22 protein-coding genes are annotated in these 23,266 nt (G+C 67.9%); 15 read left to right on the top strand and 7 right to left on the bottom strand.

Annotated elements, in window-relative coordinates; translation table 11 throughout:
* Positions 1-37 precede the first annotated feature (37 nt).
* Positions 38-271, bottom strand: a complete 234-nt coding sequence (locus OEJ36_RS02365) for a DUF1161 domain-containing protein (RefSeq protein WP_173174701.1) — start codon at positions 269-271, stop codon at positions 38-40.
* Positions 272-302: 31 nt separating this feature from the next.
* Entirely contained in the window at positions 303-1,400 is a 1,098-nt protein-coding gene (locus tag OEJ36_RS02360) for an aminopeptidase (RefSeq protein ID WP_263400236.1), read from the bottom strand.
* Between the two features lie 49 nt (positions 1,401-1,449).
* On the opposite strand from OEJ36_RS02360, the gene OEJ36_RS02355 reads away from it, so the two are divergent.
* Both OEJ36_RS02355 and OEJ36_RS02350 read left to right on the top strand, forming a co-directional pair.
* Positions 1,450-1,866, top strand: a complete 417-nt coding sequence (locus tag OEJ36_RS02355; RefSeq protein WP_263400235.1) for a hypothetical protein — start codon at positions 1,450-1,452, stop codon at positions 1,864-1,866.
* Between the two features lie 51 nt (positions 1,867-1,917).
* A complete protein-coding gene (locus OEJ36_RS02350) occupies positions 1,918-2,337 on the top strand; it encodes a hypothetical protein (protein ID WP_263400234.1) in 420 nt (139 codons plus the stop codon).
* A 1-nt stretch (position 2,338) separates the two neighbouring features.
* Here the strand turns inward: OEJ36_RS02350 and OEJ36_RS02345 are convergent, their stop codons facing one another.
* The 3 genes from OEJ36_RS02345 to OEJ36_RS02335 form a co-directional block, all read right to left on the bottom strand.
* Positions 2,339-3,337 (bottom strand): LLM class flavin-dependent oxidoreductase, encoded by a 999-nt coding sequence (locus OEJ36_RS02345; protein WP_263400233.1) that lies wholly within the window; start codon positions 3,335-3,337, stop codon positions 2,339-2,341.
* A 191-nt stretch (positions 3,338-3,528) separates the two neighbouring features.
* On the bottom strand, positions 3,529-3,753 hold the full coding sequence (locus tag OEJ36_RS02340; RefSeq protein WP_021219903.1) for a DUF1161 domain-containing protein: 225 nt from the start codon (positions 3,751-3,753) through the stop codon (positions 3,529-3,531).
* A gap of 157 nt (positions 3,754-3,910) precedes the next feature.
* Complete coding sequence (locus tag OEJ36_RS02335; RefSeq protein ID WP_043241890.1) at positions 3,911-4,126, bottom strand: dodecin; 216 nt, start codon at positions 4,124-4,126, stop codon at positions 3,911-3,913.
* 138 nt (positions 4,127-4,264) lie between these two features.
* Between OEJ36_RS02335 and OEJ36_RS02330 the strand changes: the two genes are divergently transcribed.
* Complete coding sequence (locus OEJ36_RS02330; RefSeq protein ID WP_021219905.1) at positions 4,265-4,588, top strand: hypothetical protein; 324 nt, start codon at positions 4,265-4,267, stop codon at positions 4,586-4,588.
* Positions 4,589-4,700: 112 nt separating this feature from the next.
* Here the strand turns inward: OEJ36_RS02330 and OEJ36_RS02325 are convergent, their stop codons facing one another.
* Positions 4,701-6,947, bottom strand: coding sequence for a TonB-dependent siderophore receptor (locus OEJ36_RS02325; protein WP_263400232.1), 2,247 nt, complete (start codon positions 6,945-6,947; stop codon positions 4,701-4,703).
* A gap of 296 nt (positions 6,948-7,243) precedes the next feature.
* Here OEJ36_RS02325 and OEJ36_RS02320 point away from each other — a divergent pair, with 296 nt between their 5' ends.
* From OEJ36_RS02320 to OEJ36_RS02280, 9 genes are all read left to right on the top strand, one after another.
* Complete coding sequence (locus OEJ36_RS02320) at positions 7,244-7,744, top strand: sigma-70 family RNA polymerase sigma factor (protein ID WP_263400231.1); 501 nt, start codon at positions 7,244-7,246, stop codon at positions 7,742-7,744.
* Positions 7,741-8,703, top strand: coding sequence for a FecR domain-containing protein (locus tag OEJ36_RS02315; protein WP_263400230.1), 963 nt, complete (start codon positions 7,741-7,743; stop codon positions 8,701-8,703). The genes OEJ36_RS02320 and OEJ36_RS02315 overlap by 4 nt, the downstream gene beginning before the upstream one ends.
* Positions 8,704-8,829: 126 nt before the next feature.
* The gene (locus OEJ36_RS02310; protein ID WP_263400229.1) at positions 8,830-11,253 is read left to right on the top strand and encodes a TonB-dependent siderophore receptor; all 2,424 of its coding nucleotides are present in this window, start codon (positions 8,830-8,832) and stop codon (positions 11,251-11,253) included.
* Positions 11,254-11,403: 150 nt separating this feature from the next.
* A complete protein-coding gene (locus OEJ36_RS02305; RefSeq protein WP_021219910.1) occupies positions 11,404-11,922 on the top strand; it encodes a sigma-70 family RNA polymerase sigma factor in 519 nt (172 codons plus the stop codon).
* The gene (locus OEJ36_RS02300) at positions 11,919-12,878 is read left to right on the top strand and encodes a FecR domain-containing protein (protein ID WP_263400228.1); all 960 of its coding nucleotides are present in this window, start codon (positions 11,919-11,921) and stop codon (positions 12,876-12,878) included. Before OEJ36_RS02305 ends, OEJ36_RS02300 begins: the two co-directional genes overlap by 4 nt.
* Positions 12,879-12,978: 100 nt before the next feature.
* Positions 12,979-15,420: a TonB-dependent siderophore receptor gene (locus OEJ36_RS02295; protein ID WP_263400227.1), complete on the top strand. Its 2,442-nt coding sequence runs from the start codon at positions 12,979-12,981 to the stop codon at positions 15,418-15,420.
* A gap of 156 nt (positions 15,421-15,576) precedes the next feature.
* Complete coding sequence (locus OEJ36_RS02290; protein ID WP_263400226.1) at positions 15,577-16,098, top strand: sigma-70 family RNA polymerase sigma factor; 522 nt, start codon at positions 15,577-15,579, stop codon at positions 16,096-16,098.
* Positions 16,095-17,060 carry a FecR domain-containing protein gene (locus OEJ36_RS02285; protein WP_263400225.1) on the top strand — a complete coding sequence of 322 codons (966 nt, stop codon included), beginning with the start codon at positions 16,095-16,097 and terminating at the stop codon, positions 17,058-17,060. The genes OEJ36_RS02290 and OEJ36_RS02285 overlap by 4 nt, the downstream gene beginning before the upstream one ends.
* Positions 17,061-17,151: 91 nt before the next feature.
* Positions 17,152-19,596, top strand: coding sequence for a TonB-dependent siderophore receptor (locus tag OEJ36_RS02280; RefSeq protein ID WP_263400224.1), 2,445 nt, complete (start codon positions 17,152-17,154; stop codon positions 19,594-19,596).
* Between the two features lie 26 nt (positions 19,597-19,622).
* Here OEJ36_RS02280 and OEJ36_RS02275 read toward each other — a convergent pair whose 3' ends face one another.
* Positions 19,623-20,516: a LysR family transcriptional regulator gene (locus tag OEJ36_RS02275; protein ID WP_263400223.1), complete on the bottom strand. Its 894-nt coding sequence runs from the start codon at positions 20,514-20,516 to the stop codon at positions 19,623-19,625.
* Positions 20,517-20,623: 107 nt separating this feature from the next.
* Between OEJ36_RS02275 and trpB the strand changes: the two genes are divergently transcribed.
* From trpB to OEJ36_RS02260, 3 genes are all read left to right on the top strand, one after another.
* A complete protein-coding gene (trpB, locus tag OEJ36_RS02270; protein WP_263400222.1) occupies positions 20,624-21,832 on the top strand; it encodes a tryptophan synthase subunit beta in 1,209 nt (402 codons plus the stop codon).
* A complete protein-coding gene (gene trpA, locus OEJ36_RS02265; RefSeq protein WP_263400221.1) occupies positions 21,829-22,638 on the top strand; it encodes a tryptophan synthase subunit alpha in 810 nt (269 codons plus the stop codon). Before trpB ends, trpA begins: the two co-directional genes overlap by 4 nt.
* A gap of 80 nt (positions 22,639-22,718) precedes the next feature.
* Positions 22,719-23,243: an REP-associated tyrosine transposase gene (locus tag OEJ36_RS02260; protein WP_263400220.1), complete on the top strand. Its 525-nt coding sequence runs from the start codon at positions 22,719-22,721 to the stop codon at positions 23,241-23,243.
* Positions 23,244-23,266: the final 23 nt, after the last annotated feature.

The raw sequence follows: 23,266 nt of genomic DNA, 5'->3' as shown, positions 1-23,266 counted from the left end.
ATCCCATACCTGTAGCCCGGGCGATGCAACGCAGGGCTCAGGTCCCGTTGCGCTGGTAGACGATCTTCTTCGTGCCGTTCTCGCAGGTGCCGACCACCATGTTCGGGTCTTCCACCTCGGCGGCCGGCACGATCTCCAGCGTATAGGCGGTCACCCCGGCGGCCTGGATCTTCACCTCGATCTCCTGCTTGAGCGCCTCGCACGGCTTGGGCGCCGCCACGGCGGCGCTGCCCAGCAGGCCGAGCAGCACGGCCAATCCCCATCTGTTCATCGCACACCTCCTCTGTCAGGCGAATCCACGTTCATTCGACCGATGCGGCCACCGGCGAGTTCTCCGGCATCAACGCGGCCACAGCCGCCTGGCGTTGCGTGGGCTCGAGCGCGGCCAGCGCCGCCACCCGCTCGTAGAAATCGGTCCAGCCGGCACTGCGTCGGTACAGCTCGGCGAAGGCCGGCACCCAGCGGTCGTAAAGGCCGAAGGGCAACAGCTTGGCGTTGTTCAGCGGACTTTCGATCCAGCCGTCGTAGCGGCCGACGCCCTGCCACTGGCTGTCGCGCAGCTGGCGGTAGTCATGGCGCAGGCGCTCGAACTCGGCCTGCTTGGCCGCGCGCTTCTCGGCATCCGGGCGATCGCTGGCGTAGAGCCTCTCCAGGCGCTCGCGGCTGGCCAGCACCAGTGCGGTGAACTGCTCGCGCTGGCGCACGCCCTCCTCACCACCCGCCGGCAGGCCCTGGCTGGCACGCCATTGGCGCAGGCCCTCGCGCTCGACGAAGCTGGCGAAGGATTCGTTGAAGGCACTGTCGTCGGCGACGTACAGCTGCTGGTGCGCCAGCTCATGGAAGATCACCGCCGCCAGCCGGTCCTCGTCCCAGCGCACCATGCTGCTGAGGATGGGGTCGTCGAACCAGCCCAGGGTGGAATAGGCTTCGACGCCGCCGATCCAGGTATCCAGCCCCTCCTCGCGCATCAACGCCGCGGCACCACGGGCACGGCCCGGCTGGTAATAGCCGCGATAGGCGACGCAGCCGGCGATGAGGAAGCAGTGGGTGACGGGCGCCAGGGACAGCTCCGGTGTGGCGAACACATTCCACACCACGAAGGGTCTGTGGATATCCGCATAGACGCGGTAGCTGCCGTTGTCCGGCAGGGCCAGCTCGGTGCTGGCGAAAACCCGCGCCCGCTGCGAGAGCGCCAGGCGCTGGCGCAAGGTGGCATCGCGGCTGGGGTCGGCGAGCACCCGGGCCACCGGCTCACGGGCGTGCAGCAACTGCAGCTGCCCGCTGGCCAGCTGGCCGTAGTAGTCCAGGCTGGAGCAACCGTTCAGCGCCAGGGCGAGCAGCAACGGAACCGCAAGGGTGCGGACGCGGTCGAGAGAGGCTAGAAGAATGGTGGCCGGCATGGCGTGAAGCTAGCGCATGGGCCCACCGCACGCCATAAGGAGTTGCCGCATGCGTCGCCTGCTTCCCACTGTCCTGTTGCTCAACCTCGGCGGCTGTTCGCTGATCATGCCGAGCCACGACCCCGACCAGGCATGGGTCGACCTCAACCAGCCGGAAAAGCACGCCCTGCAAGCGGCCAGCGTCGACCGCAAACCCCTGGAGGACGACCGCTACTTCCAGGTGACCCCGGGCAGCCATGAACTGGAGGTGCGCTTCAGCTTCGATGTGGACGGCCACGACATCGGCCCCCAGCGCGAAGCCATGACCCGCACCTGCCTGCTGAAGCTGGACTACCCGGAATTCAGCGCCGGCCAGCGCTACGAGCTCAAGGCCGGCGGCATCGGCTTCCGCCCCTGGGCGCGGCTCTATACCGAAGACAACCGCGAAGTGGCGCGGGCCCGGGAAAGTCGCTGCGGCGATGTCTGAAAACGGGCCGCGGGTTTATCCTGAACGCCACGCCCTCCCGAGGATTCCGCCATGCGCAAGCTACCCGCCGCGCTCCTGCTGGCCAGCCTGACCGCCTGCGCCGGCCCGCTGCCCCAACCCGACCCGGCCCAGGCCTGGATCGACCTGCGCGGCGAGCCGGGCACCAGCTTCATGGCCGACCGCCTGGACGGCAAGCGCACCGCCGACGGCCGCTACTACCAGGTCAGCCCCGGCCGCCACGAGCTGGAGATGCGCTACCAGTTCGAGGTCTCCAGCGGCGGCACCCTCAACAGCGATTCCGGTTCCTTCCAGCTCACCTGCCACGTGCGCATCCGCTATGACGGCTTCGTCGCCGGCGAGCGCTACCGCATCGACGCCCGGCCCATCGTCATGCGCCCGCAGGTGCTGATGTACGACGCCCAGCGCAACGTGGTGGCGCGGGGCGACACCCTGGGCTGCGGGCCGATCTGACTCAGCCGCGCAGCTCGGCGAGGATGTCGAAGGCGCGCAGGCGGTGTTCGTGCTGGTAGACGTCGCAGGTGAAGATCAGCTCGTCGGCGCCGGTCTGCTCCAGCAGCACCTCCAGCTTGCCGCGGATCTTCTCCGGCCCGCCCACCATGGCCATTGCCAGGAAACTGCCGACCGCTTCCTTCTCATGGGGCAACCAGCGCCCGGCCATGCTCTCCACCGGCGGGCGCAGCACCAGGCTCTCGCCACGCATCAGGCTCAGCACCCGCTGGTAGACGGTGGTGGCGATGAAGTCCGCCTCCTCGTCCGTAGGCGCCGCCACCAGGGGCACGCCGAGCATCACGTAGGGTGCATCGAGCACCGCCGAGGGGCGAAAGTGGTTGCGGTACACGCGTATCGCCTCGTGCATGTAGCGCGGCGCGAAGTGCGAGGCGAAGGCATAGGGCAAGCCCTTCTGCCCGGCCAGCTGGGCGCTGAAGAGGCTGGAGCCGAGCAGCCAGATCGGCACCCGGGTATCGATGCCCGGCATGGCGATGACCTTCTGGCCTTCCAGGCGCGGGCCGAGCAGCAGCTCCAGCTCTTCCACGTCCTGGGGGAAATCATCGGCGCTGCCGGAACGCTCGCGGCGCAGGGCACGGGCGGTGAGGTGATCGGCGCCCGGCGCGCGGCCGAGGCCCAGCTCGATGCGCCCCGGGTACAGCGTGGCGAGGGTGCCGAACTGCTCGGCCACCACCAGCGGCGCGTGGTTGGGCAGCATGATCCCGCCGGAGCCGAGGCGCAGCGTGGAGGTATTGGCCGCCAGGTAACCCAGCAGCACCGAGGTGGCGGAGCTGGCGATGCCTTCCATGTTGTGGTGCTCGGCCACCCAGAAGCGCGAGAAGCCGAGTTGCTCCACATGGCGCGCCAGGGCCAGGGAGTTGTGCAGCGCCTGGGCGGGGCCGCCATCGTCGCGGATGGGGGCCAGGTCAAGGACGGAAAGGGGCAGGGAAGAAAGGGCTGACATAGCGAAGGGACCTTGCTCGGGGGAAGACTCACGCCTTCCGTAAGACACAGGCGAGCTACTGTAGGCCTACCCGGCGGCAGCCACCAGAAGGCACTTTTCGGTAACCAGGGCACCTCCGGGTAAGCAATGACGCCCGCCGGGCGCCCATAAAAAAGCCGGCGCGAACGCCGGCTTTACTGCTCATCGCGCGATCAATTGCGCTGGTAGACGATTTCCTTGCTGCCCGCTTCGCAGCTGCCGACCACTTTCTTGTCGGTCGCGCTGCCCTTGTCGACGATCTCAAGGGTGTAGGAGGTGGCTCCATTCGCCTTGATCTTCGCGTCGATTTCGGACTTCAGCTCTTCGCAGGGCTTGGCGGCGGCAAAAGCCGAACCGGCAAGGGTAAACAGGCCAACGGCCAACAACAGTTTCTTCATCGGTAACGCTCCCTCGTTGTAGAAAAGAAAGGCTCGAGCGAGCCAAGGGGACCAGACGTCCCCAAGCGGATGGCACCTGTGGTCTTGTTCGTTGAGACGCCACATGGCCAAACCTGTGTGAGCCTAGCCCAGGGGGCAGGCCTTTTCTGTAAGACGCTCAGCTATCGCTGAGTCGGAATCCGACCTTCAAGGTGACCTGGTAGTGGCCGACCTTGCCGTTCTCGATGTGGCCGCGGGTCTCCACCACCTCGAACCAGTCGAGGTTGCGGATGGACTTCGCCGCCTCGGCCAGGGCGTTGTTGATGGCTTCGTCGATGCTGGTGCGGGATGAGCCGACGATCTCGATCTTCTTGTAGGTGTGATGATCAGACATGGTTGTTCTCCTTGCTTTTCGGAAATGGGCCACTTGCCATCTCAGGCCCGGAATCCCACGAATAAGTTCAGATTAGCTGCACTCCTCGGCGATACGTGGGTCGGACCTATTACCCCAACCCGAAAGAGGAGGTACGACATGGCTTTCTTCATGTCTTCGCGCAAGAAATCCACCCTGCAGGGCATCGAGCAGGAAATCGAACAACTGCGCAGCGGTATCGAGCGCATCAAGCACGTGGTGGAAGCGGAGTCGCAGCACTCGCTCAGTGCCATCCAGGACGGCGCCCTGCGCACCCTAAGTCGCTCCCGTGACCTGGCCGGCCAGGCCTGGGAGCGCACGGCCAAGGCCGGCATCGCCACCCGCGAGTACGGCCGTGAGCACCCGCTGGCCACCGCTGGCGTCGCGGCGGGCGCCGTAGGTGCCGTGGCCCTGGCGACCTACATGCTGCGCCATCGCGGCTAGATCCGTCGCCCACCCCGAGCCGCCCGCCCAGGGCGGCTTCCACGAGGCCGGCCCCGCCTGAGGGAGCCGGCCTCGCGCATGCCCGCTCCTCAGCAACCCGCGCGTCGAAGGCTCAGAGCGTCCAGTCCAGGCCCAGGGTCAGGGTGCGCGGTTCGCCCCAGTAAACGCCGTTATAGAAGCCAACCCGCTCGTAGTACTTCTTGTCGAACAGGTTGCTCACGTTGAGCGACACCGACAGGTGCCTGTCGAACTCGTAGCGCGACATCAGCCCCACCACGCTGTAGGCCTGCTGATGGACGCGGGTGGTCTGGGTGATGATCGCACCGCCGCTGTCGCGCCCCACCGGGCGCCGGGTGTTGCCATAGATCTCGCTCTGCCAGTTCAAGGTGCCGCCGACGGTCAGCGCGCGCCATTGCCCCGGCAGGCGATAGGCCGTCGACAGGCGCAGCATGTTCATCGGCTCGCCGCCATTGCTGCGCTGCTTCTCGCCATCCAGCGCGTGGGTGTAGGAGTAGCCGGCCGTCAGGTTCCAGTCCGGCAGGACCTCGCCCGAAACCTCGGCCTCGAACCCCTGCGCCTTGCCGCCCTTACTGCCCGACTTGTAGAACTCCTCGCCGGTGACCGGGTCCGGTGGCACCGAGCTGTCCAGTTCTCCGACGTTGTCCTGCTTGCTCCAGAACACCGCCGTGGCCAGGTTCAGGCGCTCCTCCAGCAGGCTGCCCTTGAGCCCCAGCTCGTAGTTGGCGCCCACCACCGGCTCCAGGTACTTGCGGTTGGCGTCGCGCAGCTCCTGGGGTTTGAAGATGTCGGTGTAGCTGACGTACAGGGTGTATTCGGGGGTCAGGTCGTAGAGCAGGCCGGCATAGGGCGTCCACATGTCGTTGTGCTGCTGGCGGGTGTCCTCGATGCCGGTCAGTTGGTCGTTGGCATCGTACTCATAGCTGCGGGCCTGGTTTTTCCAGCTGCCGTAGCGGCTGCCCAGCACAGCATGCAGGTCATCGCGCAGGCTCAGGCGGGTGGCCAGGTAGCCGGCCTTCTGCCGGGTGCTGCCGTCGGAACCGGGCAGGTGGGTCACGGTGTCGGGGAACTTGCCGATGCCGCCCATGTACTTCCAGTCGTCGATGTCGGTGTAGCCCGGGGGGGTCGGGCCGGGAATGGTGTAGGGCGACCAGTCGCGGCGCTCGGCTTCGCCATAGCCCAGCATCAGTTCGTGATCGCGCCCCAGCAGGCTGTAGGAGCCCGCCAGGTTGAGGTCATACACGCGCATTTTCTGCGTGCCGATCATGTGGCTGGTCCAGGCGCTCATGCCCGAGCGGTCGGCCTCCGGGATACCGCCACCGCCGTAGTAGACCTTGCCGTCGCTCTCGCTGTCGCGGTGGGTGTAGGCCGCCTTGAGGTGCCAGTCGCCACCCAGCTGCTGGTCGAGAGTCGCGAAGCTTGTCTTGTCCTGAAGCGGCCAGGAGCTCCAGTGCGCCGCCATGTTGGTGGAGCGCGGCAGGTTGGCCTTGCCACCCGAGGCATTCCAGTAGGGCAGCGTGCCCCAGGAGGTGCCCTGGACCTGCTTGTCCTGGTAGTCGAAGCCCAGGGCCAGGGTGGTGCTTTCGGTCAGGTCGGCCTCGAGGATGCCGTAGCCCACCTCCCGTTGCTGCGCGTAGTGATCACGGAACGACTGGCTGTCGCGATAGGCCAGCACCGCGCGCCCGCGCAGGCGCCCCTCGAACGCCAGGGGGCCGCCGACATCCACATAGCTGTAGTAGTTGTCGTAGCTGCCACCGCTGGCGCCGGCCCTGGCCGCCCATTCGCGGGTGGGGCGCTTGCGCACCATGTTGACGGTTGCCGAGGGATCACCCGCGCCCGTGGTCAGGCCGGTGGCGCCGCGCACCACCTCGATGCGGTCATAGATGATGGTGTCCGAGTCGGACTTCATGCGGCTGAAGGTGTTGAGCATGCCGTCGACCTGGAAGTTGTCGATGCCATAGCCCCGTGACGAATAGATCGCCCGGTCGGAGTCCAGGTGCTGCACCACCACCCCGGTGGTTTGCCCAAGCACCTCGGTCAGGGTGTCGAGCTTGAAGTCATCCATCTGCTGGCGGGTCACCACCGACACCGACTGCGGGGTTTCCTTGATCGACAGGTTCAAGCGCGTGGCGGTGTTCATGCTGCCGGTGGTGTACGACCCGGTGTTCTCGGTGGTCGCCCCGAGGCCCTCGGCGGTGACGCTGGTGGCCTCCAGCTCCAGGGGCGTAGCGTGCGGATCGGGGCTCCGGGCAGGCTCGGTTTCGGCCAGCAGGGCGGGGCTGAGCGCCGCGCCACAGAGGCCCAATGTGATCGTCATGAAACGGGTGAATGGCACGAACATCGCTGCCGACTCCTTGTCGTCGAGTGAAAAATTCCGTTGCACTGGAGACGAAGAGGGGGCGCCTTATTTAGCCTTTACGAGAATAATTATCATCTGAAAGGTCAGGAAAACGCCCTTGATGAGGTGCCGAGGGCAGGCATGACGAGGGCTGCGGCAGCCCTGCAGAAGGCGGCGTATCGGTGCGCCGGACGCTTGGCCCCTGGCCCGCTGCATCGGGCCCGCAACGGTTCAGGTGGACCTGCACGGGCATTTGTATAACATACGACGCATTCTCATTTGTATCCGGTTCCCCTCCCGTGTCCGCGTCCAGCAAACTGGGTTTCTTCTTCAGCGACCACCACCGCTGGCTGCTGCAGCATGTGCAGCGGCAGCTGCGCAACCGCGCGGACGCCGAAGACACGGCGGCCGAAACCTTCTGCCAGCTGCTGGTCGCCCAGGTCGACCCGGCCACCATCGAGCAGCCCCGCGCCTACCTCTCCACCATCGCCCGGCGGCTGATCTTCGACCGCCACCGGCGCCGGCGCCTGGAGCAGGCCTACCTGGAGCGGCTGATGCTGCTGCCGGAGGAGCTGGCCCCCTCGCCGGAAGAGATCCACCTTCTGCTGGAAGCCCTGCACGCCGTCGACCGCAGCCTTGCCGGCCTGCCCCAGGCGGTGAAGAAGGCCTTCCTCATGAACCAGCTCGACGGCCTCGGCTACGCCGAGATCGGCCGCCGCCTGGACGTCTCCGAGCGCACCGTCGGCCGCTATATGACCCAGGCCCTGCGCCAGTGCTACCTCACCGGGGTGCAGCCATGAGCCAGGCCCATATCGACCGCGCCGGCGAAGAAGCCATCGCCTGGATGGTGCGACTCCGCGCCGGCACGCCCGATGCGCGCCAGCAGGCCCGTTTCGAAACCTGGCTGAACAGCGACAGCAGCCACCAGGACGCCTGGGCCCGCCTGCAAGGCGGCCTCGGCGGCCACTACGACACCCTGCGCAGCTTCGAGCGGCGCGCCCCGGGCCAGGCCCGCGAAGCCCTGCTGCAACCGGAACTGTCGCGGCGCAACCTGCTGCGTGGCCTGGCCGGCCTCGGCCTGCTGGGTGGCGGGCTCTGGCTCGGCGCCAGCAGCCAGGCCGGGCAGGCGTTGATGGCCGACCTGCGCACCGGCACCGGAGAGCGACGCCGCTTCACCCTGGCCGATGGCAGCCTGCTGGAGCTCAACGCCGACAGCGCCGTCGACCTCGATTTCTCCACCAACACCCGCCTGCTTCACCTGCGCCAGGGCGCGCTGGTGATCAGTGCGGCTCCGGGCAACACCCTGCCCCTGGTGGTGCGTACCCGCCAGGGCGACGTACGCACCCTGGGCGGGCGTCTGCTGGTGGAGCAACTCGCGGAAAGCACCCGCGCGGTGGCCCTGGAGCGCGGCGCCCAGGCGTCGCAGTTGCTAGGCGGCTCCCTCGGCCTCGGCGAAGGGCAGGCGGCGCTGCTGCACGCCCGCCACATCGAACTGCTCAGCGGCGACCAGCGCAACCGCGCGAGCTGGCTGCAAGGCCGCCTCAATGTGCTGGACGAGCCCCTGGAGGCGGTGATCGACGCCCTGCGCCCCTACCGGCGCGGGCTGATCCGGGTCAGCCCCGAGGTCCGCCAGATCAAGGTCCAGGGCGTGTTCCCCCTGGACGACCCCGACCGCGCGCTCACCGCCCTGGGCGAAACCCTGCCGATCCGCGTCGACACCTACGGCCCCTGGCTGACCTTGATCAGCGCGGCCGTTTGAATGCCGCGAAGCCCATGGATAGCGGCCTGCACAGGCAACGAATGAAAATTCATCTCATTCGTGTCCGGTTTTTTGCGTTCGTCCCACCTATCTCCTGACAACGCCCACACATTCAGGAGAATCTCCGTGCGCAAACCCTGGCCCCGCGCCATTGCCATCGCCGTCGCGCTCGCCGCCACCGGCCCGCTCGGCTACGTCTACAGCCAGCCCGCCAGCCAGCAACAGGTGCTGGCCTTCGACCTGCCCGCTGCCAGCCTGGCGGAAACGCTCAACGCCATCGCCAGCCAGAGCGGCCAGGTGGTGTCCCTGGAGCCGGTACTGGTCAAGGGCAAGCTGGCGCCGGCCGTCAGGGGCTCGATGACCGCCACCCAGGCCATGCAGCGCGCCCTCGAAGGCAGCGGCCTGGAACTGCGGGTCACCGAAAGCGGCAACTACAGCGTGCAGCCCAAGGCCGACAGCACCGGCGCCATGGAGCTGGGCGCCACCACCGTCAACGCCGCCGGCTTCGGCAATGCCGCCACCACCGAGGGCAGCGGCTCCTATGCCGCCCGCGCCATCAGCATCGGCAAGGGTGAGCGGACGCTGAAGGAAATCCCCCAGTCGGTCACCGTCATCACCCGCAAGCAGCTCGACGACCAGGGCATCACCGACCTGCGCGAGGCGGTCAACCGCACCACCGGCCTGGTGGGCGCCCAGGGCATCGGCCCGGGCATGGTCATCTCTTCGCGCGGCTTCCAGATCGACGACTGGCAGTACGACGGCGTGCCGGTGCCGCGCAACTTCTACGTGCTGGGCAACTGGGCGACCCAGGACCTGGTGTTCTTCGACCGCGTGGAAATCCTCCGTGGTGCCGCCGCCCTGCTACAAGGCGCCGGCAGCCCCGGCGGCGCGGTGAACCTGGTGCGCAAGCGCGGCCAGGACGCACCCACCGTCGCCATCACCGGCAAGGCCGGCACCTGGGACCACTACGGCCTGCAACTCGACGCCGGCGGCCCGCTCAACCCGGAAGGCACCCTGCGCGGCCGCGTGGTGGTGGACGAAGACCGCAGCCACTCCTTCACCGACTACGTCTGGGACGAGACCCGCTCGTTCTACGCCGCCCTCGACTACGACTTCACCCCCGACACCACGGTCGGCTTCGGCGTCAGCAACACCGACGGCGAATCGCGGCCGATGATGCGCGGCCTGCCGCGCTACCCGGACGGCAGCGACATCGGCTTCTCGCGCTCCACCTACAGCGGCGCCACCTGGAACCACCTCGACACCGACCAGACCACCGTCTACCTCGATCTCGAGCACCGCTTCGACGACAACTGGACGTTCAAATCCTCGCTGCTGCGCATGCAGGAACACAGCGACTCGATCCACCAGCGCATGCACGGCGACGTCGCCGCCGACGGCAGCGGCCTGAACTTCGCCGACTGGATCACCAACTTCCAGTCCACCAAGATCGGCATGGACAACTACCTCACCGGGCGCTTCAACGCGCTGTCGCTGGAACACGAAGTCACCCTGGGCGGCAACTACTCCAAGTACACCTCGGACGACTTCTACGCCCGGCGCTTCGTCCCCGGCGGCAACATCTTCGCCATCGACCATCACCGCCCGAAACCCACCGTCGCCGACATCCTCGCCTCGCCGGGCGGCCGCGCCTACAACGCCGGCTACGACGTCCGCCAGAAGGGCCTGTACGGCAGCTGGCGGGTCAAGCTGGTCGAGCCGCTGACCCTGGTGATGGGGTCCCGCGTGAGCTGGTACGACTATGAGTACAACGTCACCGGCGGCGCCCCGAGCCGCACCACTGCCACCGGCGAAGTCACCCCCTACCTGGGGCTGATCTACGACCTCAGCGAGCAGTGGGCGGTCTATGCCAGCTACACCGACGTGTTCGAGCCGCAGACCGAGCGCTCCGCCGATCAGAAGATCCTCGAACCGATCGTCGGCACCAACTACGAGGTCGGCCTCAAGGGCGAACTGCTCGACGGCCGCCTCAACACCTCCCTGGCGGTGTTCCGCTACAACCAGAAGAACCGCGCCACCCAGGACCTCGACTCCGGCTTCGAATGCGACGGCTGGTACTGCTCCCGGGCATCGGGCCAGGTGCGCAGCCAGGGCATCGAGGCGGAGATCAGCGGCGAGCTGCTGACCGACCTGCAGGTATTCGCCGGCTACACCTACAACACCACCAAGTTCCTCGAAGACCCGGACAACAAGGGCAGCATCTACAGCCAGTGGACGCCCAAGCACATGCTGCGGGTGTGGACCGACTACCGCCTGCCGGGCAACCTGCGTCGCTTCAGCGTCGGCGGCGGCTTCAACACCCAGAGCCACACCGTCAGCTTCGCCCGTGACTTCGAAGTGCCCGGCTTCACCGTGTGGAACGCGCGGTTGGGCTACGAGCTGAGCCCGGAGGTCGACCTGGCGCTCAACGCCAACAACCTCTTCGACAAGCGCTACTACCAGCCCGGCTTCGCCGCCGGCGACGGCGCCAACAACTTCGGCGACCCGCGCAACCTGATGCTCACGGTCAAATACACCCCGGAGTTCTGATCCCGCGTCATCACTGCAGGATGGGCGCCGCCACAAGGCCGCCCATCCTGCGGCCCCGCCTCCGCACCCATGGCGTATTCCCAAGCGCCCCCGCTCCACTTAGAATTGCGATCAATTCTTATCCGCACTTAGGCATCACGGGAGCATCGGGTGTCCACTGTCATCCCCGAGCCATCGCTGCAACAGGATGTGCACCGTCTCTACAAGGACCATCACGGCTGGCTGCAAGGCTGGCTGCGGCGGCGCCTGGGCGACCGTGAGCGGGCGGCCGACATCGCCCAGGACACCTTTCTCCGCCTGTTGGTGACCCGGCGCCTGCCCGGTAGCGGCGAAGGCCGCAGCTACCTGGCGCAGATCGCCCGCAACCTGGTCATCGACCAATGGCGGCGCCAGCGCATCGAACAGGCCTACCTCGACAGCCTGGCCATGCTGCCGGAGCCGGAAACCCCCTCCCTGGAGACCCGCGCCATGGTCATCGAGACCCTGCTGCAGATCGACGCCATGCTCGACTCGATGCCGGCCAAGGTGCGCGAAGCCTTCATGCTCTCGCAGTTCGAGGGCCTGACTTATCCACAGATCGCCGAGCGCCTGCAGGTCAGCGTCAGCTCGGTGCAGAAGTACATGATCCGCGCCATCCAGGCCTGCTACCAGGTGCTCTACGCCGAATGACAGCCCACCGCGACGCCCCCATCGCCCCCGCCATCGTCGAGCAGGCCAGCCACTGGCTGATGCTGCAGTGGGGTGGCGAACTGGACGGTGAGCAACAGCGCCGCTTCGTCGCCTGGCAGGACGCCGACCCCGAGCACCAGCGCGCCTGGCAGCGCCTGCAACAGTTGCAGGGCACCCTCGCCGGCGTACCCGGCGACACCGCCCGCGCGGTGCTGCGCGACATGCCCGACGCCCGCCGCCGGCAGACCCTCAAGCTGCTCGGCCTGCTGCTGGTGGCCGGCGGCAGCGGCTACGCGGCCCAGTCGCACCTGCCCTGGCGCGAAGCCATGGCCGACCTGCGCAGCGGCACCGGCGAACGCCTCGAACGCACCCTGGAGGACGGCAGCCAGCTGATGCTCAACAGCGGCAGCGCGGTGGACATCCTCTTCAGCGACGCCGAGCGGCGCATCCGCCTGCTGGCCGGCGAACTGCTGCTGGACAGCGGCCAGGACCCGGCCGGGCGACCGCTGATCGTGGAGACCGCAGCCGGGGAGATCCAGGCCCTGGGCACGCGCTTCTCGGTCTACGAGCAGGACGGCGGCAGTCGCGTCCAGCTCTACGAAGGCCAGTTGGAACTGCGCCCGCGCCACGCAGCCGCTACGCGCCTGCAGGCCGGCCAGAGCCTGTGGTTCTCCGCCGGGCGGCTCGGTGAGCTCGGCAGCGCCCATGCCAACGCCATCGCCTGGAGCCAGGGCCGCCTGGTCGCCGAGCGCATGACCCTGGGCGAGTTCATCGGCCAGCTGTCGCGCCACCGCCCCGGCGTGCTGCGCTGCGACCCGGAGGTGGCGGGCCTGGTCCTCACCGGCGTCTTCCCCCTGGCCGACACCGACCGTGTACTGGCCGCCCTGCAGCAATCGCTGCCCGTCGAGGTGCACAGCCTGACCCGCTACTGGGTCACCGTCCGCGCCCGCGCCTGAGCCCTGAAAAAAAACTTCACCCGGCGTTGTCGGTTTCCCCGGCTCGCTCGGGATACCTCTTGAAATCAATCAAGAAGCATTCTCAAGAGGACGTTCCAGAATGCCGTATCTGCCCGCTTCCCATCGCTCCCGCCTCAGCGCCGCCATCCGCCACGCCCTGTTCGCCAGCCTGCTGGTCGCCGGCCCGGCACTGGTCGCCACCGCCCCCCTGGCGCAGGCCGCCAGCGAACAGACCCGCGCCTACGCCATCCCCGCCGGCAACCTCGACCAGGCGCTGAACCGCTTCGCCAGCGAGGCCGGCATCCTCCTCTCGGTGGACGCGAAGCTCACCGCCGGCAAGCGCAGCCCCGGGCTGAACGGCAACTATGGGGTGAACGAAGGGCTGGCCCGGCTGCTGGCCGGCACCGGCCTACGCGCGCTCAACAGCGGCGGCAACTACGCCCTGGAAGTGGCGACCAGCAGCGGCGACACCCTCGAACTGGGCGCAACCAACATCAACAGCACCCTGCTGGGTGAAACCACCGAAGGCAGCGGCTCCTACACCACCGGCGCCGTGACCATCGGCAAGAGCGCCCAATCGCTGCGCCGCACGCCGCAATCGGTGACCGTGGTCACCCGCAAGCTGATGGACGACAAGAACCTCGTCTCCCTCGACCAGGTGATGGCCCAGACCCCGGGCATCACCCGCGCCAACCGTGGCTACGGCAACCACCACTTCAGCTCCCGCGGCTTCGACCTCACCGACGAGAGCTACATGGTCGACGGCGTACCCGGGCAGGCCTTCGCCTACACCGGCTGGATGACCCCGGACATGGCCATGTTCGACCGCGTCGAAGTGCTGCGCGGCGCCTCCGGGCTGCTGGTGGGCGCGGGCAATCCGGGTGGCGCGGTGAACCTGGTGCGCAAGCGCCCCACGGTGGACCCACGCTTCTCCATCACCACCCGCGCCGGCTCCTGGGACAACTATCGCCTCGACCTGGACGCCAGCGGCAAGCTCAACGACGAAGGCACCCTGCGCGGCCGCATGGTCGCCTCCTATGAGGATCGCGGCTACTTCATCGACGTCACCGAATCCAAGCGCCCGCTGCTCTACGGCATCGTCGAAGTCGACCTCAACGACGCCACCACGGTCGCCCTCGGCCTGCGCCGGCAGACCTCGCGCATCGACGGCTACAGCGTGCTGGGCCTGCCGATGAACCCCGACGGCAGCAACCCGCACCTGAAGCGCTCGACCTTCCTCGGCCAGGACTGGGCCAAGCTGCAGAGCCGCACCGACGAGGTGTTCGCCGACCTCAGCCACCGCTTCGACGACAACTGGACCGGCAAGCTGGCGCTGTCCCACTCCGAGAGCAGCTACAACCGCAGCGCCATCGAATGGGGCGCGGGCGACACCCTGGACTACGGCAGCCCCACCGGCCCGATGGTCAACGACATCAGCTACCACAAGTTCGACGTCACCTCGAACGCCGTGGACGGCCACCTGGACGGCGAGTTCGAGGCCTTCGGCCTGTCCCACCAGGTGACCCTCGGCGCCAACTGGTCCAAGCGCAAGATGAACGACAAGGACGCCACCGTCGCGCTGCCCAGCCCCATCCCCCTCGACGTCTTCAACCCCAACAACAGCAACGTGCCCCAGCTGGCGCGCCAGGGCTGGGACGCCAAGGACGACACCATCGAAACCCGCTACGGCACCTACCTCAGCACCCGCCTGCACATGACCGAGGACCTGAGCCTGGTCCTCGGCAGCCGCCTGAGCTGGTACAAGACCGACTCCTGGAGCGGCGACCTGCTGTCGACCAACGAGCAGAAGCACGAATTCACGCCCTTCGCCGGCGCCATCTACGACCTCGACGACGCCTGGTCGCTGTACGCCAGCTACGCCGACATCTTCATGCCCCAGGCCGGCTACCGCACCGCGGGCGGTAGCATGCTCGACCCGGCCATCGGCTCCAACTACGAGACCGGCATCAAGGGCGAGCTGTTCGACAAGCGCCTGAACCTGTCCTTCGCGCTGTTCTACATCGAGCAGGAAGACGTCGCCGCCCGCGACTACGCCAACGACGGCAACTGCCCGCAGGACGTCGCCAACCGCTGCTACGTGAACAGCGACGGCATCAGCCGCAGCAAGGGCTTCGAGGCGGAAGCCAGCGGCGAGGTGCTGCCGGGGCTGCAGGTGGCGGCCGGCTACACCTTCAACACCACCCGCTCGGAAAACGGCGGCCCCATCTCCGCGCAGACCCCCAAGCACCTGCTGCGCCTCAACACCAACTACAGCCTGCCGGGGGAGTGGAACCGCCTCAGCATCGGCGCCGGCGTATCGGCGCAGTCGGGCTACGAGGATGCCTACAACGAAACCGCCAACAGCGGCCGGGCGATCTACGACGCGCGCGCCGCCTACAAGCTCGACCAGAACTGGACCGTCGGCGTGGACGTCGAAAACCTCTTCGACCGCACCTACTTCGACTCCACCGGCTACTGGACCCGTGGCACCACCTACGGCACCCCACGCAGCTACATGCTCACCCTGCGCGGCGACTTCTAGCCCCGCCCACGAGCCGATGGCGGCAAGCCCCGCGCTTGCCGTCATCGGCCCGACCGCTGTGGCCCCCATTCAACTGCCCATTCCCAAACACCCGCTCCCACCCATAGAATTGCGACAAATTCTTATTTGCATCGCGATGCTTCCGGGAGGGACCTGGTGTCCACCGCAATCCCCGATTCCGCCCCACACGCCCAGCTGGACGCGCTCTACCGCGAGCACAACGGCTGGCTGCGCGGCTGGTTGCGCAAGCGCCTCAACGACTCCGCCGATGCCGCCGACCTGGCCCAGGACACCTTCGTCCGCGTGCTCCTGGCCCGTAGCGCCGGCGGCCTGCGCGAGCCCCGCCATTACCTGGCGACCATCGCCCGTGGCCTGGTCATCGACCTCTACCGCCGCCGTTCCCTGGAACAGGCCTACCTGGAAGCCCTGGCCGCGATGCCCGAGGCCGTGCACCCCTCGCTGGAGGAGCAGGCCATCCTTTTCGAGGCGCTGCTGGAGATCGACCGCCTGCTCGACGGGCTCGGCGCCAAGGCACGCCAGACCTTCATCCTTTCCCAATGCGAAGGCCTGACCTACGCGCAGATCGCCGAGCGCCTGGGCATCTCCCTGCGCACCGTGAACAACCATATGGCCAAGGCCATGGAGCACTGCTGCCTGGTCATGGCGACCCTGCCATGAGCCGCAGCGCCCTCGAACTCAGCGACGCCGAACGCGAGGCCATCCGCGCCGCCGCGCAGTGGTACGCGCGCCTCGCCTCCGGCGCCGCCAGCGAAGCCACCCAGCAGGCCTGGCAGCGCTGGCACGCCGCCGACCCATTGCACCAAGCCGCCTGGCACCGCATCGAAGCGGTGCGCGACCAGGTCGGCCAGGTGCCCGGCCGTCTCGCCTCCAGCAGCCTGCAGGGCGCCACGCAATCCCGCCGCCTGGTGCTGCGCGGCCTGGTGGCGCTGGCCTCGGCCGGAGCGCTGGGCGCCGTGGGCTGGCGTAGCGAGCCGGGCCAGCGGCTGGCGGCGGACTTCGCCAGCGGCATCGGCGAGCGGCGGCGCTTCACCCTCGACGACGGCAGCCAACTGATGCTCGACACCCGCAGCGCCGTGGACCTGCGCTTCGACGCTACGCAGCGCCTGCTGGTGCTGCGCAGCGGCGCACTGCTGGTGGAAACCGCGCCGGACCCGCTGCAACGCCCCTTCATGGTGGAAACGCCCCACGGCCGGGTGCGCGCCCTGGGAACCCGCTTCACCGTCACCCTGGGCGAGGCCGGCAGCCAGGTCGCTGTGCTGGAGAAAGCCGTGGAGGTCAGCCCCCGGGAAGGCACGGTGCGGGTGCGCCTGGAGGCCGGCCAGCAGCTGGGCTTCAGCCGTGACGCCGTGGGTAATCCACAGCCGGTGGACGCCGCCACGGCGGCCTGGACCCAGGGCAGCCTGATCGCCATCGACCGTCCCCTGGGCGAGCTGCTGGCGGAGCTTTCGCGCTACCGCAGCGGCTGGCTGCGCTGCGACCCGCGCATCGCCGGAATCAGGGTGTCCGGGGCCTTCCCGCTGGGCGACACCGACCTCGCCCTGGCCGCCCTGGAGAGCGGCTTTCCGGTCACCGTGGTGCGCCGCACCCGCTACTGGGTGACCCTGGTGCCACGGGGCTGAGCCCGTCGAAAACTTTTTTCACCCGCCTTTGCACTTTTCCCTCCGCCGCTTCGGCTCTCGTTGCAACCAACGCATGCAACGGGGAGAAACCATGCCAACGCCCAGCCACCCGAAACACCCGCTGACCGCCACCCTCAGGGCCGTGATTTTCTGCGCCGGCCTCGCCAGCCTGACGCCGGCCCTGGCCGCGCAGCGCTTCGATATCGCCGCCGGTTCGCTGACCGAAAACCTCGGCCGCTTCGCCAGCGCCGCCGGGGTCGCGCTGTCCTTCGACGCGGCGCAGCTGGGCGGCCGCGCCAGCACCGGGCTGCATGGCGACTACTCGGTGGAGGCGGGCTTCGCCGCGCTGCTCGCCGGCAGCGGGCTGCAGGCGGTGCGCCAGGCCAATGGCAGCTACATCCTCATCGCCCGGGAGGCGAGCGGGGCGCTGGAGCTGGGCGCCACCAGCATCAATGCCACAGGCCTGGGCAGCACCACCGAAGGCACCGGCTCCTACACCACCGGCGCGGTGACCATCGGCAAAAGCGCGCAATCCATCCGCGAGACGCCGCAGTCGGTCACCGTCATGACCCGCCAGGTGATGGACGACAAGAACCTCAACAGCCTCGACCAGGTCATGGCCAAGACCCCGGGCATCACCTTCGGCCAGCGCAACTTCGGCGCCCACGTGTACCAGTCGCGCGGCTTCACCCTGGGCGAGGAGAGCTACCTGATGGACGGCGTGCCGGGCCAGGCCTACACCGTCACCGGCTGGCTGCCGCCGGACACGGCCATCTTCGACCGTGTCGAGGTGCTGCGCGGTGCCGCCGGCCTGCTGGTAGGCGCCGGCGACCCCGGTGGCGCGGTGAACATGGTGCGCAAGCGCCCGACCGCCGAGCCGCGCTTCACCCTCAACACCCGCGCCGGCTCCTGGGACAACTACCGCCTCGACCTGGACGGCAGCAGCGCGCTGAACGACGCCGGCACCCTGCGCGGGCGCTTCGTCGCGGCCTACGAGGACAAGCACTCCTACCTCGACGAGAAGCATTCGAAGACGCCGCTGCTCTACGGCATCGTCGAGGGCGACCTCAGCGACGACACCACCCTGACCTTCAGCCTGCGCCGCCAGACCGGCCGCATCGACGGTTACTCGATCTTCGGCCTGCCGCGCTACAGCAACGGCAAGGCCCTGGACGTTTCCCGCTCCACCGCCCTGGTGCAGGACTGGAACCGCCACGAAACCGAGATGAACGAAGCCTTCCTCGAACTCGAGCACCGCTTCGACGACGATTGGACCAGCACCACCTCCATCAGCGTGTCCGACGGCGGCTTCGAGCAGGCTCTGACCTACGCCCGGGGCACCGTCGACCCGCTCACCCAGGCCGGCTCGACCTTCCGCGGCGTGCAGTTCCGCCAGCTCGACGTCAGCAGCCGGGGGATCGACAGCCACCTCAACGGCAACTTCGAGGCCTTCGGCCTGAGCCACCAGGTCACCGTCGGCGCCAACTGGTCGCAACAGCACGTGACCGACAAGATGGCCGACATCTTCTTCGACGGCTCGGCCCCCGATCGGCAACGCATCCCGGTCAACCTGTTCGACGTCGATCACCACGCCTTCGCCAAGCCGGCTCGCCCGGCCTGGACCTCCATCACCGACCTGGTGGACGAGCGCTACGGCCTCTACGCCAATACCCGCCTGCACATGACCGAAGACCTGAGCCTGGTCCTCGGCACCCGCGTCAGCTGGTACAACTACGACTTCGACTACAAGTACCAGGCCTTCGACTCCAGCCCGGACTACGTCACCAAGGAGAGCGGCCAGGTCACCCCCTTCGCCGGGCTGATCTACGACATCGACCGCAACTGGTCCTGGTACGCCAGCTACGCGGACATCTTCCTGCCCCAGGGCAACTACCACGACATCAACGGCACCTCCCTCGACCCGGCCGTCGGCTCCAACTACGAGACCGGCATCAAGGGCGAGCTGTTCGACAAGCGCCTGAACCTCTCCGCCGCGCTGTTCTACGTGAAGCAGGAGGACGTGGCCGTCGAGGACGTCGACAACAGCCCCAACTGCACCGGCAACGACGCCTACGGCACCTGCTACGTCAACGGCACCATCCAGCGCAGCAAGGGCATCGACCTGGAGGCCAGCGGCGAGCTGCTGCCCGGGCTGCAGGTGCTGGCCGGCTACACCTACAACATGACCCGCAGCAGCAGCGGCGGCCCGGTCTCCACCGAAACGCCCAAGCACCTGGCGCGCATCTCCACGAGCTACACCCTGCCCGGCGACTGGAACCGCCTGACCCTCGGCGCCGGCGTCTCCGCGCAATCGCGCTACGAGAACGAAACCTGGGACGGCTACAAGTACGGCGCCCCCGGCCGCGCCATCTGGGACGCCCGCGCGGCCTGGAAGCTCGACTCGCACTGGCAGGTCAGCCTGACCGGCGAGAACCTGCTGGACCGCAAGTACTACGCCTCCGCCGACGGCACCGACCGGGTCAACCTGTACGGCGAGCCACGCAGCTACATGCTCTCTCTGCGCGGCGACTTCTAGCGCAGGCAGGCGGGTTCCGACCCGCCTCAGCCAGGCTGGGAAAAAGCCTGGCGCAGCCACTGCGCCAGGCGCTCGGCGCGCGGACCCTGGCGCCCGACAGGCACCCACAGGGCCAGCCGCGCCGGGGTCTCGACGAAGCCCCAGGGCGCCACCAGGCGGCCGGCGGCCAGGTCATCGGCCACCAGCTGCTGCGGCGCGATGGCCACGCCCAGGCCGGCCACCGCCGCCTCCAGCAGGTAGTACAGGTGCTCGAAGCCCTGGCCCAGCTGCAACCCTTCCGCGTCCAATCCCTCCGCCCGGGCCCATTGCGGCCACGCCTGGGGGCGCGATTCCGTGTGCAGCAGCGGGCGCCGCAACAGGCGCTCGGGCGGCGCCTGTTCCAGCTCGGCGAAACCGGCGTAGCGGGGGCTCAACACCGGGCCGATGCGCTCGTCGGCCAGCTCGAACACCTGCATGTCCACCGGCCAGGGCGGCTCGGCGAACAGCAGGGTGGCGTCCAGCTGCGGGCTGCGCGGGTCCAGCTCGCCCTGGCTGCTGGAGAGCTGCAGGCGCAGTTCCGGCAGCTCGCGGTTGAGGCGGTCCAGGCGCGGGATGAACCAGCGTGCCAGCAGGCTGCCGGGGCAACCGAGGACGAAGGGGCGGTCCTCCTCCTGGCGACGCAGGTCCGCGCAGACGCCACGCAGCCGCTCGAAGGCGTCGCCTGCTGCTTCGGCCAGGCGCTGGCCGGAATCCGTGAGTTTTATGCCGCGCCCGTCCTTGGCCAGCAGGGCCACGCCCAACTGTTCCTCCAGCGCACGCACCTGGCGGCTCACCGCACCGTGGGTGACGTGCAGCTCTTCTGCCGCTCGGCTTACGCTGAGCAGGCGGGCGGCGCTTTCGAAGGCCTTCAGGGCATTGAGGGGAGGGAGGTCGCGGCTCATGGTCATCTGTGAGTTTTACTGACGATTCAGCGCAATCTAATCGCTTTTCCCGGCACCGGCCAGCGGTAGAATGGCTGCCATCGGATACCACTCCCAGGAGTTCCACCATGACTTCACTGCGCACCGGCCCAGACGCCAAGGGCCTGTTCGGCTCCTTCGGCGGCCAATACGTCGCCGAAACCCTGATGCCGCTGATCCACGACCTGGCCCGCGAGTACGAAGCCGCCAAGGAAGACCCGGAATTCCTCAAGGAGCTGGCCTACTTCCAGCGCGACTACGTCGGCCGCCCGAGCCCGCTGTACTTCGCCGAACGCCTGACCGAGCACTGCGGCGGCGCGAAGATCTACCTCAAGCGCGAAGAGCTGAACCACACCGGCGCGCACAAGATCAACAACTGCATCGGCCAGATCCTCCTGGCCAAGCGCATGGGCAAGAAACGCATCATCGCCGAGACCGGCGCCGGCATGCACGGCGTGGCCACTGCCACCGTGGCCGCGCGCTTCGGCATGGAATGCGTGATCTTCATGGGCACCACCGACATCGACCGCCAGCAGGCCAACGTCTTCCGCATGAAGCTGCTGGGCGCCACCGTGATCCCGGTCACCGCCGGCACCGGCACCCTCAAGGACGCAATGAACGAAGCCCTGCGCGACTGGGTAACCAACGTCCACAACACCTTCTACCTGATCGGCACCGTCGCCGGCCCGCACCCGTACCCGGCCATGGTCCGCGACTTCCAGGCCGTCATCGGCAAGGAGACCCGCGAGCAGCTGGCCGAGAAGGAAGGGCGCCTGCCCGATTCGCTGGTCGCCTGCATCGGCGGCGGCTCCAACGCCATGGGCCTGTTCCACCCCTTCCTCGATGACACCGGCGTGGCGATCATCGGCGTCGAGGCGGCCGGCCACGGCATCGAGACCGGCAAGCACGCCGCCAGCCTCAACGGTGGCGTACCCGGCGTACTGCACGGCAACCGCACCTTCCTGCTGCAGGACGAAGACGGCCAGATCATCGACGCCCACTCCATCTCCGCCGGCCTCGACTACCCCGGCATCGGCCCGGAACACGCGTGGCTGCATGACATCGGCCGCGTCGAATACACCTCCATCACCGACGACGAAGCCCTGGATGCCTTCCACCAGTGCTGCCGCCTCGAAGGCATCATCCCGGCCCTGGAGAGCTCCCACGCCCTGGCCGAAGTGTTCAAGCGCGCACCCAACCTGCCGAAGGACCACATCATGGTGGTCAACCTCTCCGGCCGTGGCGACAAGGACATGCAGACCGTGATGCACCACATGCAACAGGAGCCCAAGGCATGAGCCGCTTGCAGACCCGCTTTGCCGAACTGAAACAGCAGAACCGCGCCGCCCTGGTGACCTTCCTCACTGCCGGCGACCCGGGCTACGACGCCTCCCTGGCGATCCTCAAGGGCCTGCCGGAAGCCGGCGCCGACGTGATCGAACTGGGCATGCCCTTCACCGACCCGATGGCCGACGGCCCGTCGATCCAGCTGGCCAACATCCGTGCCCTGGCGGCCAAGCAGAACCTGGCGAAAACCCTGCAGCTGGTCCGCGAGTTCCGCACAGGCAACCAGAGCACCCCGGTGGTGCTGATGGGCTACTTCAACCCCATCCACTACTACGGCGTCGAGCGCTTCATCGGCGACGCCAAGGAAGCCGGCGTGGACGGCCTGATCGTCGTCGACCTGCCGCCGGAACATAACGAAGACCTCTGCCACCCGGCCCAGGCCGCGGGCATCGACTTCATCCGCCTGACCACCCCGACCACCGACGACAAGCGCCTGCCCGTGGTGCTCGATGGCAGCTCCGGCTTCGTCTACTACGTCTCGGTGGCCGGCGTCACCGGTGCCGGCTCCGCCACCCTGGAGCACGTGCAGGAAGCCGTGGCCCGCCTGCGCCGCCACACCGACCTGCCGGTGGCCATCGGCTTCGGCATCCGCACCGCCGAACACGCCGCCAACATCGCCCGCCTCGCCGACGGTGTGGTGGTGGGCTCCGCCCTGGTGGACCAGATCGCCAAGGCCGAAACCGCCGAACAGGCCATCGATGGCGTCCTCACCCTCTGCAAATCCCTGGCCGAAGGCGTGCGCAGCGCCCGCGCCTGAGCCATACATGTGAGCTGAAGTCCACGTAGGGTGGGCTTCAGCCCACCAAGAAAGACCCGAACACGAGGCAACGGATTGCCATGTCGAACTACCGCCGAAGCCTGGTGCCCGGCGGCACCTTCTTTTTCACGGTCACCCTGGCCGATCGCCGCGCCACACTGCTGACCGATGCCATCCCTTCGTTGCGCCGGGCCTACTCCCTCGCCCTGCAACGCATGCCCTTCGACACCGTCGCCATCTGCGTACTGCCGGACCATCTGCACGCCGTCTGGACCCTGCCGCCCGGGGATGCTGACTTCTCTCGCCGCTGGAGCCTGATCAAGAGCCAGTTCTCCATGACGCTGCCTCCGTCTCCACGCTCGGCAAGCAAGGCGAACCGGCGGGAGAAAGGCATCTGGCAACGGCGCTTCTGGGAGCACCAGATAAGGGACCAGACCGACCTGGAGCGACACGTCGACTACATCCACCACAACCCGGTCAGGCATGGGCTGGTGACACAGGTGAAGGACTGGCCCTATTCGAGCTTCCACCGCTACGTGAAAGACGGGCTGCTACCGGAAGACTGGGCCGGGGTTGGGGAGGATGCCGGTGGCTTTGGTGAATAGCTGAAGCATCGTGGTGGGCTGAA

The sequence above is a fragment of the Pseudomonas sp. PDM13 genome (genome assembly GCF_025685765.1).
GTDB classification, from domain to species: Bacteria; Pseudomonadota; Gammaproteobacteria; order Pseudomonadales; family Pseudomonadaceae; genus Metapseudomonas; species Metapseudomonas solani.
Note: the sequence above shows the minus strand (reverse complement) of the source record. Positions and strands in the feature narration are given on the sequence as shown.

Coding starts and splice junctions, on each gene's coding strand:
- OEJ36_RS02365 (WP_173174701.1), bottom strand. CDS start 271: ATGAACAGATGGGGATTGGCCGTGCTGCTCGGCCTGCTGGGCAGCGCC.
- OEJ36_RS02315 (WP_263400230.1), top strand. CDS start 7,741: ATGAGCCAGGCCCATATCGACCGCGCCGGCGAAGAAGCCATCGCCTGG.
- OEJ36_RS02360 (WP_263400236.1), bottom strand. CDS start 1,400: ATGCCGGCCACCATTCTTCTAGCCTCTCTCGACCGCGTCCGCACCCTT.
- OEJ36_RS02350 (WP_263400234.1), top strand. CDS start 1,918: ATGCGCAAGCTACCCGCCGCGCTCCTGCTGGCCAGCCTGACCGCCTGC.
- OEJ36_RS02345 (WP_263400233.1), bottom strand. CDS start 3,337: ATGTCAGCCCTTTCTTCCCTGCCCCTTTCCGTCCTTGACCTGGCCCCC.
- OEJ36_RS02285 (WP_263400225.1), top strand. CDS start 16,095: ATGAGCCGCAGCGCCCTCGAACTCAGCGACGCCGAACGCGAGGCCATC.
- OEJ36_RS02355 (WP_263400235.1), top strand. CDS start 1,450: ATGCGTCGCCTGCTTCCCACTGTCCTGTTGCTCAACCTCGGCGGCTGT.
- OEJ36_RS02295 (WP_263400227.1), top strand. CDS start 12,979: ATGCCGTATCTGCCCGCTTCCCATCGCTCCCGCCTCAGCGCCGCCATC.
- OEJ36_RS02340 (WP_021219903.1), bottom strand. CDS start 3,753: ATGAAGAAACTGTTGTTGGCCGTTGGCCTGTTTACCCTTGCCGGTTCG.
- OEJ36_RS02330 (WP_021219905.1), top strand. CDS start 4,265: ATGGCTTTCTTCATGTCTTCGCGCAAGAAATCCACCCTGCAGGGCATC.
- OEJ36_RS02260 (WP_263400220.1), top strand. CDS start 22,719: ATGTCGAACTACCGCCGAAGCCTGGTGCCCGGCGGCACCTTCTTTTTC.
- trpA (WP_263400221.1), top strand. CDS start 21,829: ATGAGCCGCTTGCAGACCCGCTTTGCCGAACTGAAACAGCAGAACCGC.
- OEJ36_RS02275 (WP_263400223.1), bottom strand. CDS start 20,516: ATGAGCCGCGACCTCCCTCCCCTCAATGCCCTGAAGGCCTTCGAAAGC.
- OEJ36_RS02325 (WP_263400232.1), bottom strand. CDS start 6,947: ATGTTCGTGCCATTCACCCGTTTCATGACGATCACATTGGGCCTCTGT.
- trpB (WP_263400222.1), top strand. CDS start 20,624: ATGACTTCACTGCGCACCGGCCCAGACGCCAAGGGCCTGTTCGGCTCC.
- OEJ36_RS02280 (WP_263400224.1), top strand. CDS start 17,152: ATGCCAACGCCCAGCCACCCGAAACACCCGCTGACCGCCACCCTCAGG.
- OEJ36_RS02300 (WP_263400228.1), top strand. CDS start 11,919: ATGACAGCCCACCGCGACGCCCCCATCGCCCCCGCCATCGTCGAGCAG.
- OEJ36_RS02335 (WP_043241890.1), bottom strand. CDS start 4,126: ATGTCTGATCATCACACCTACAAGAAGATCGAGATCGTCGGCTCATCC.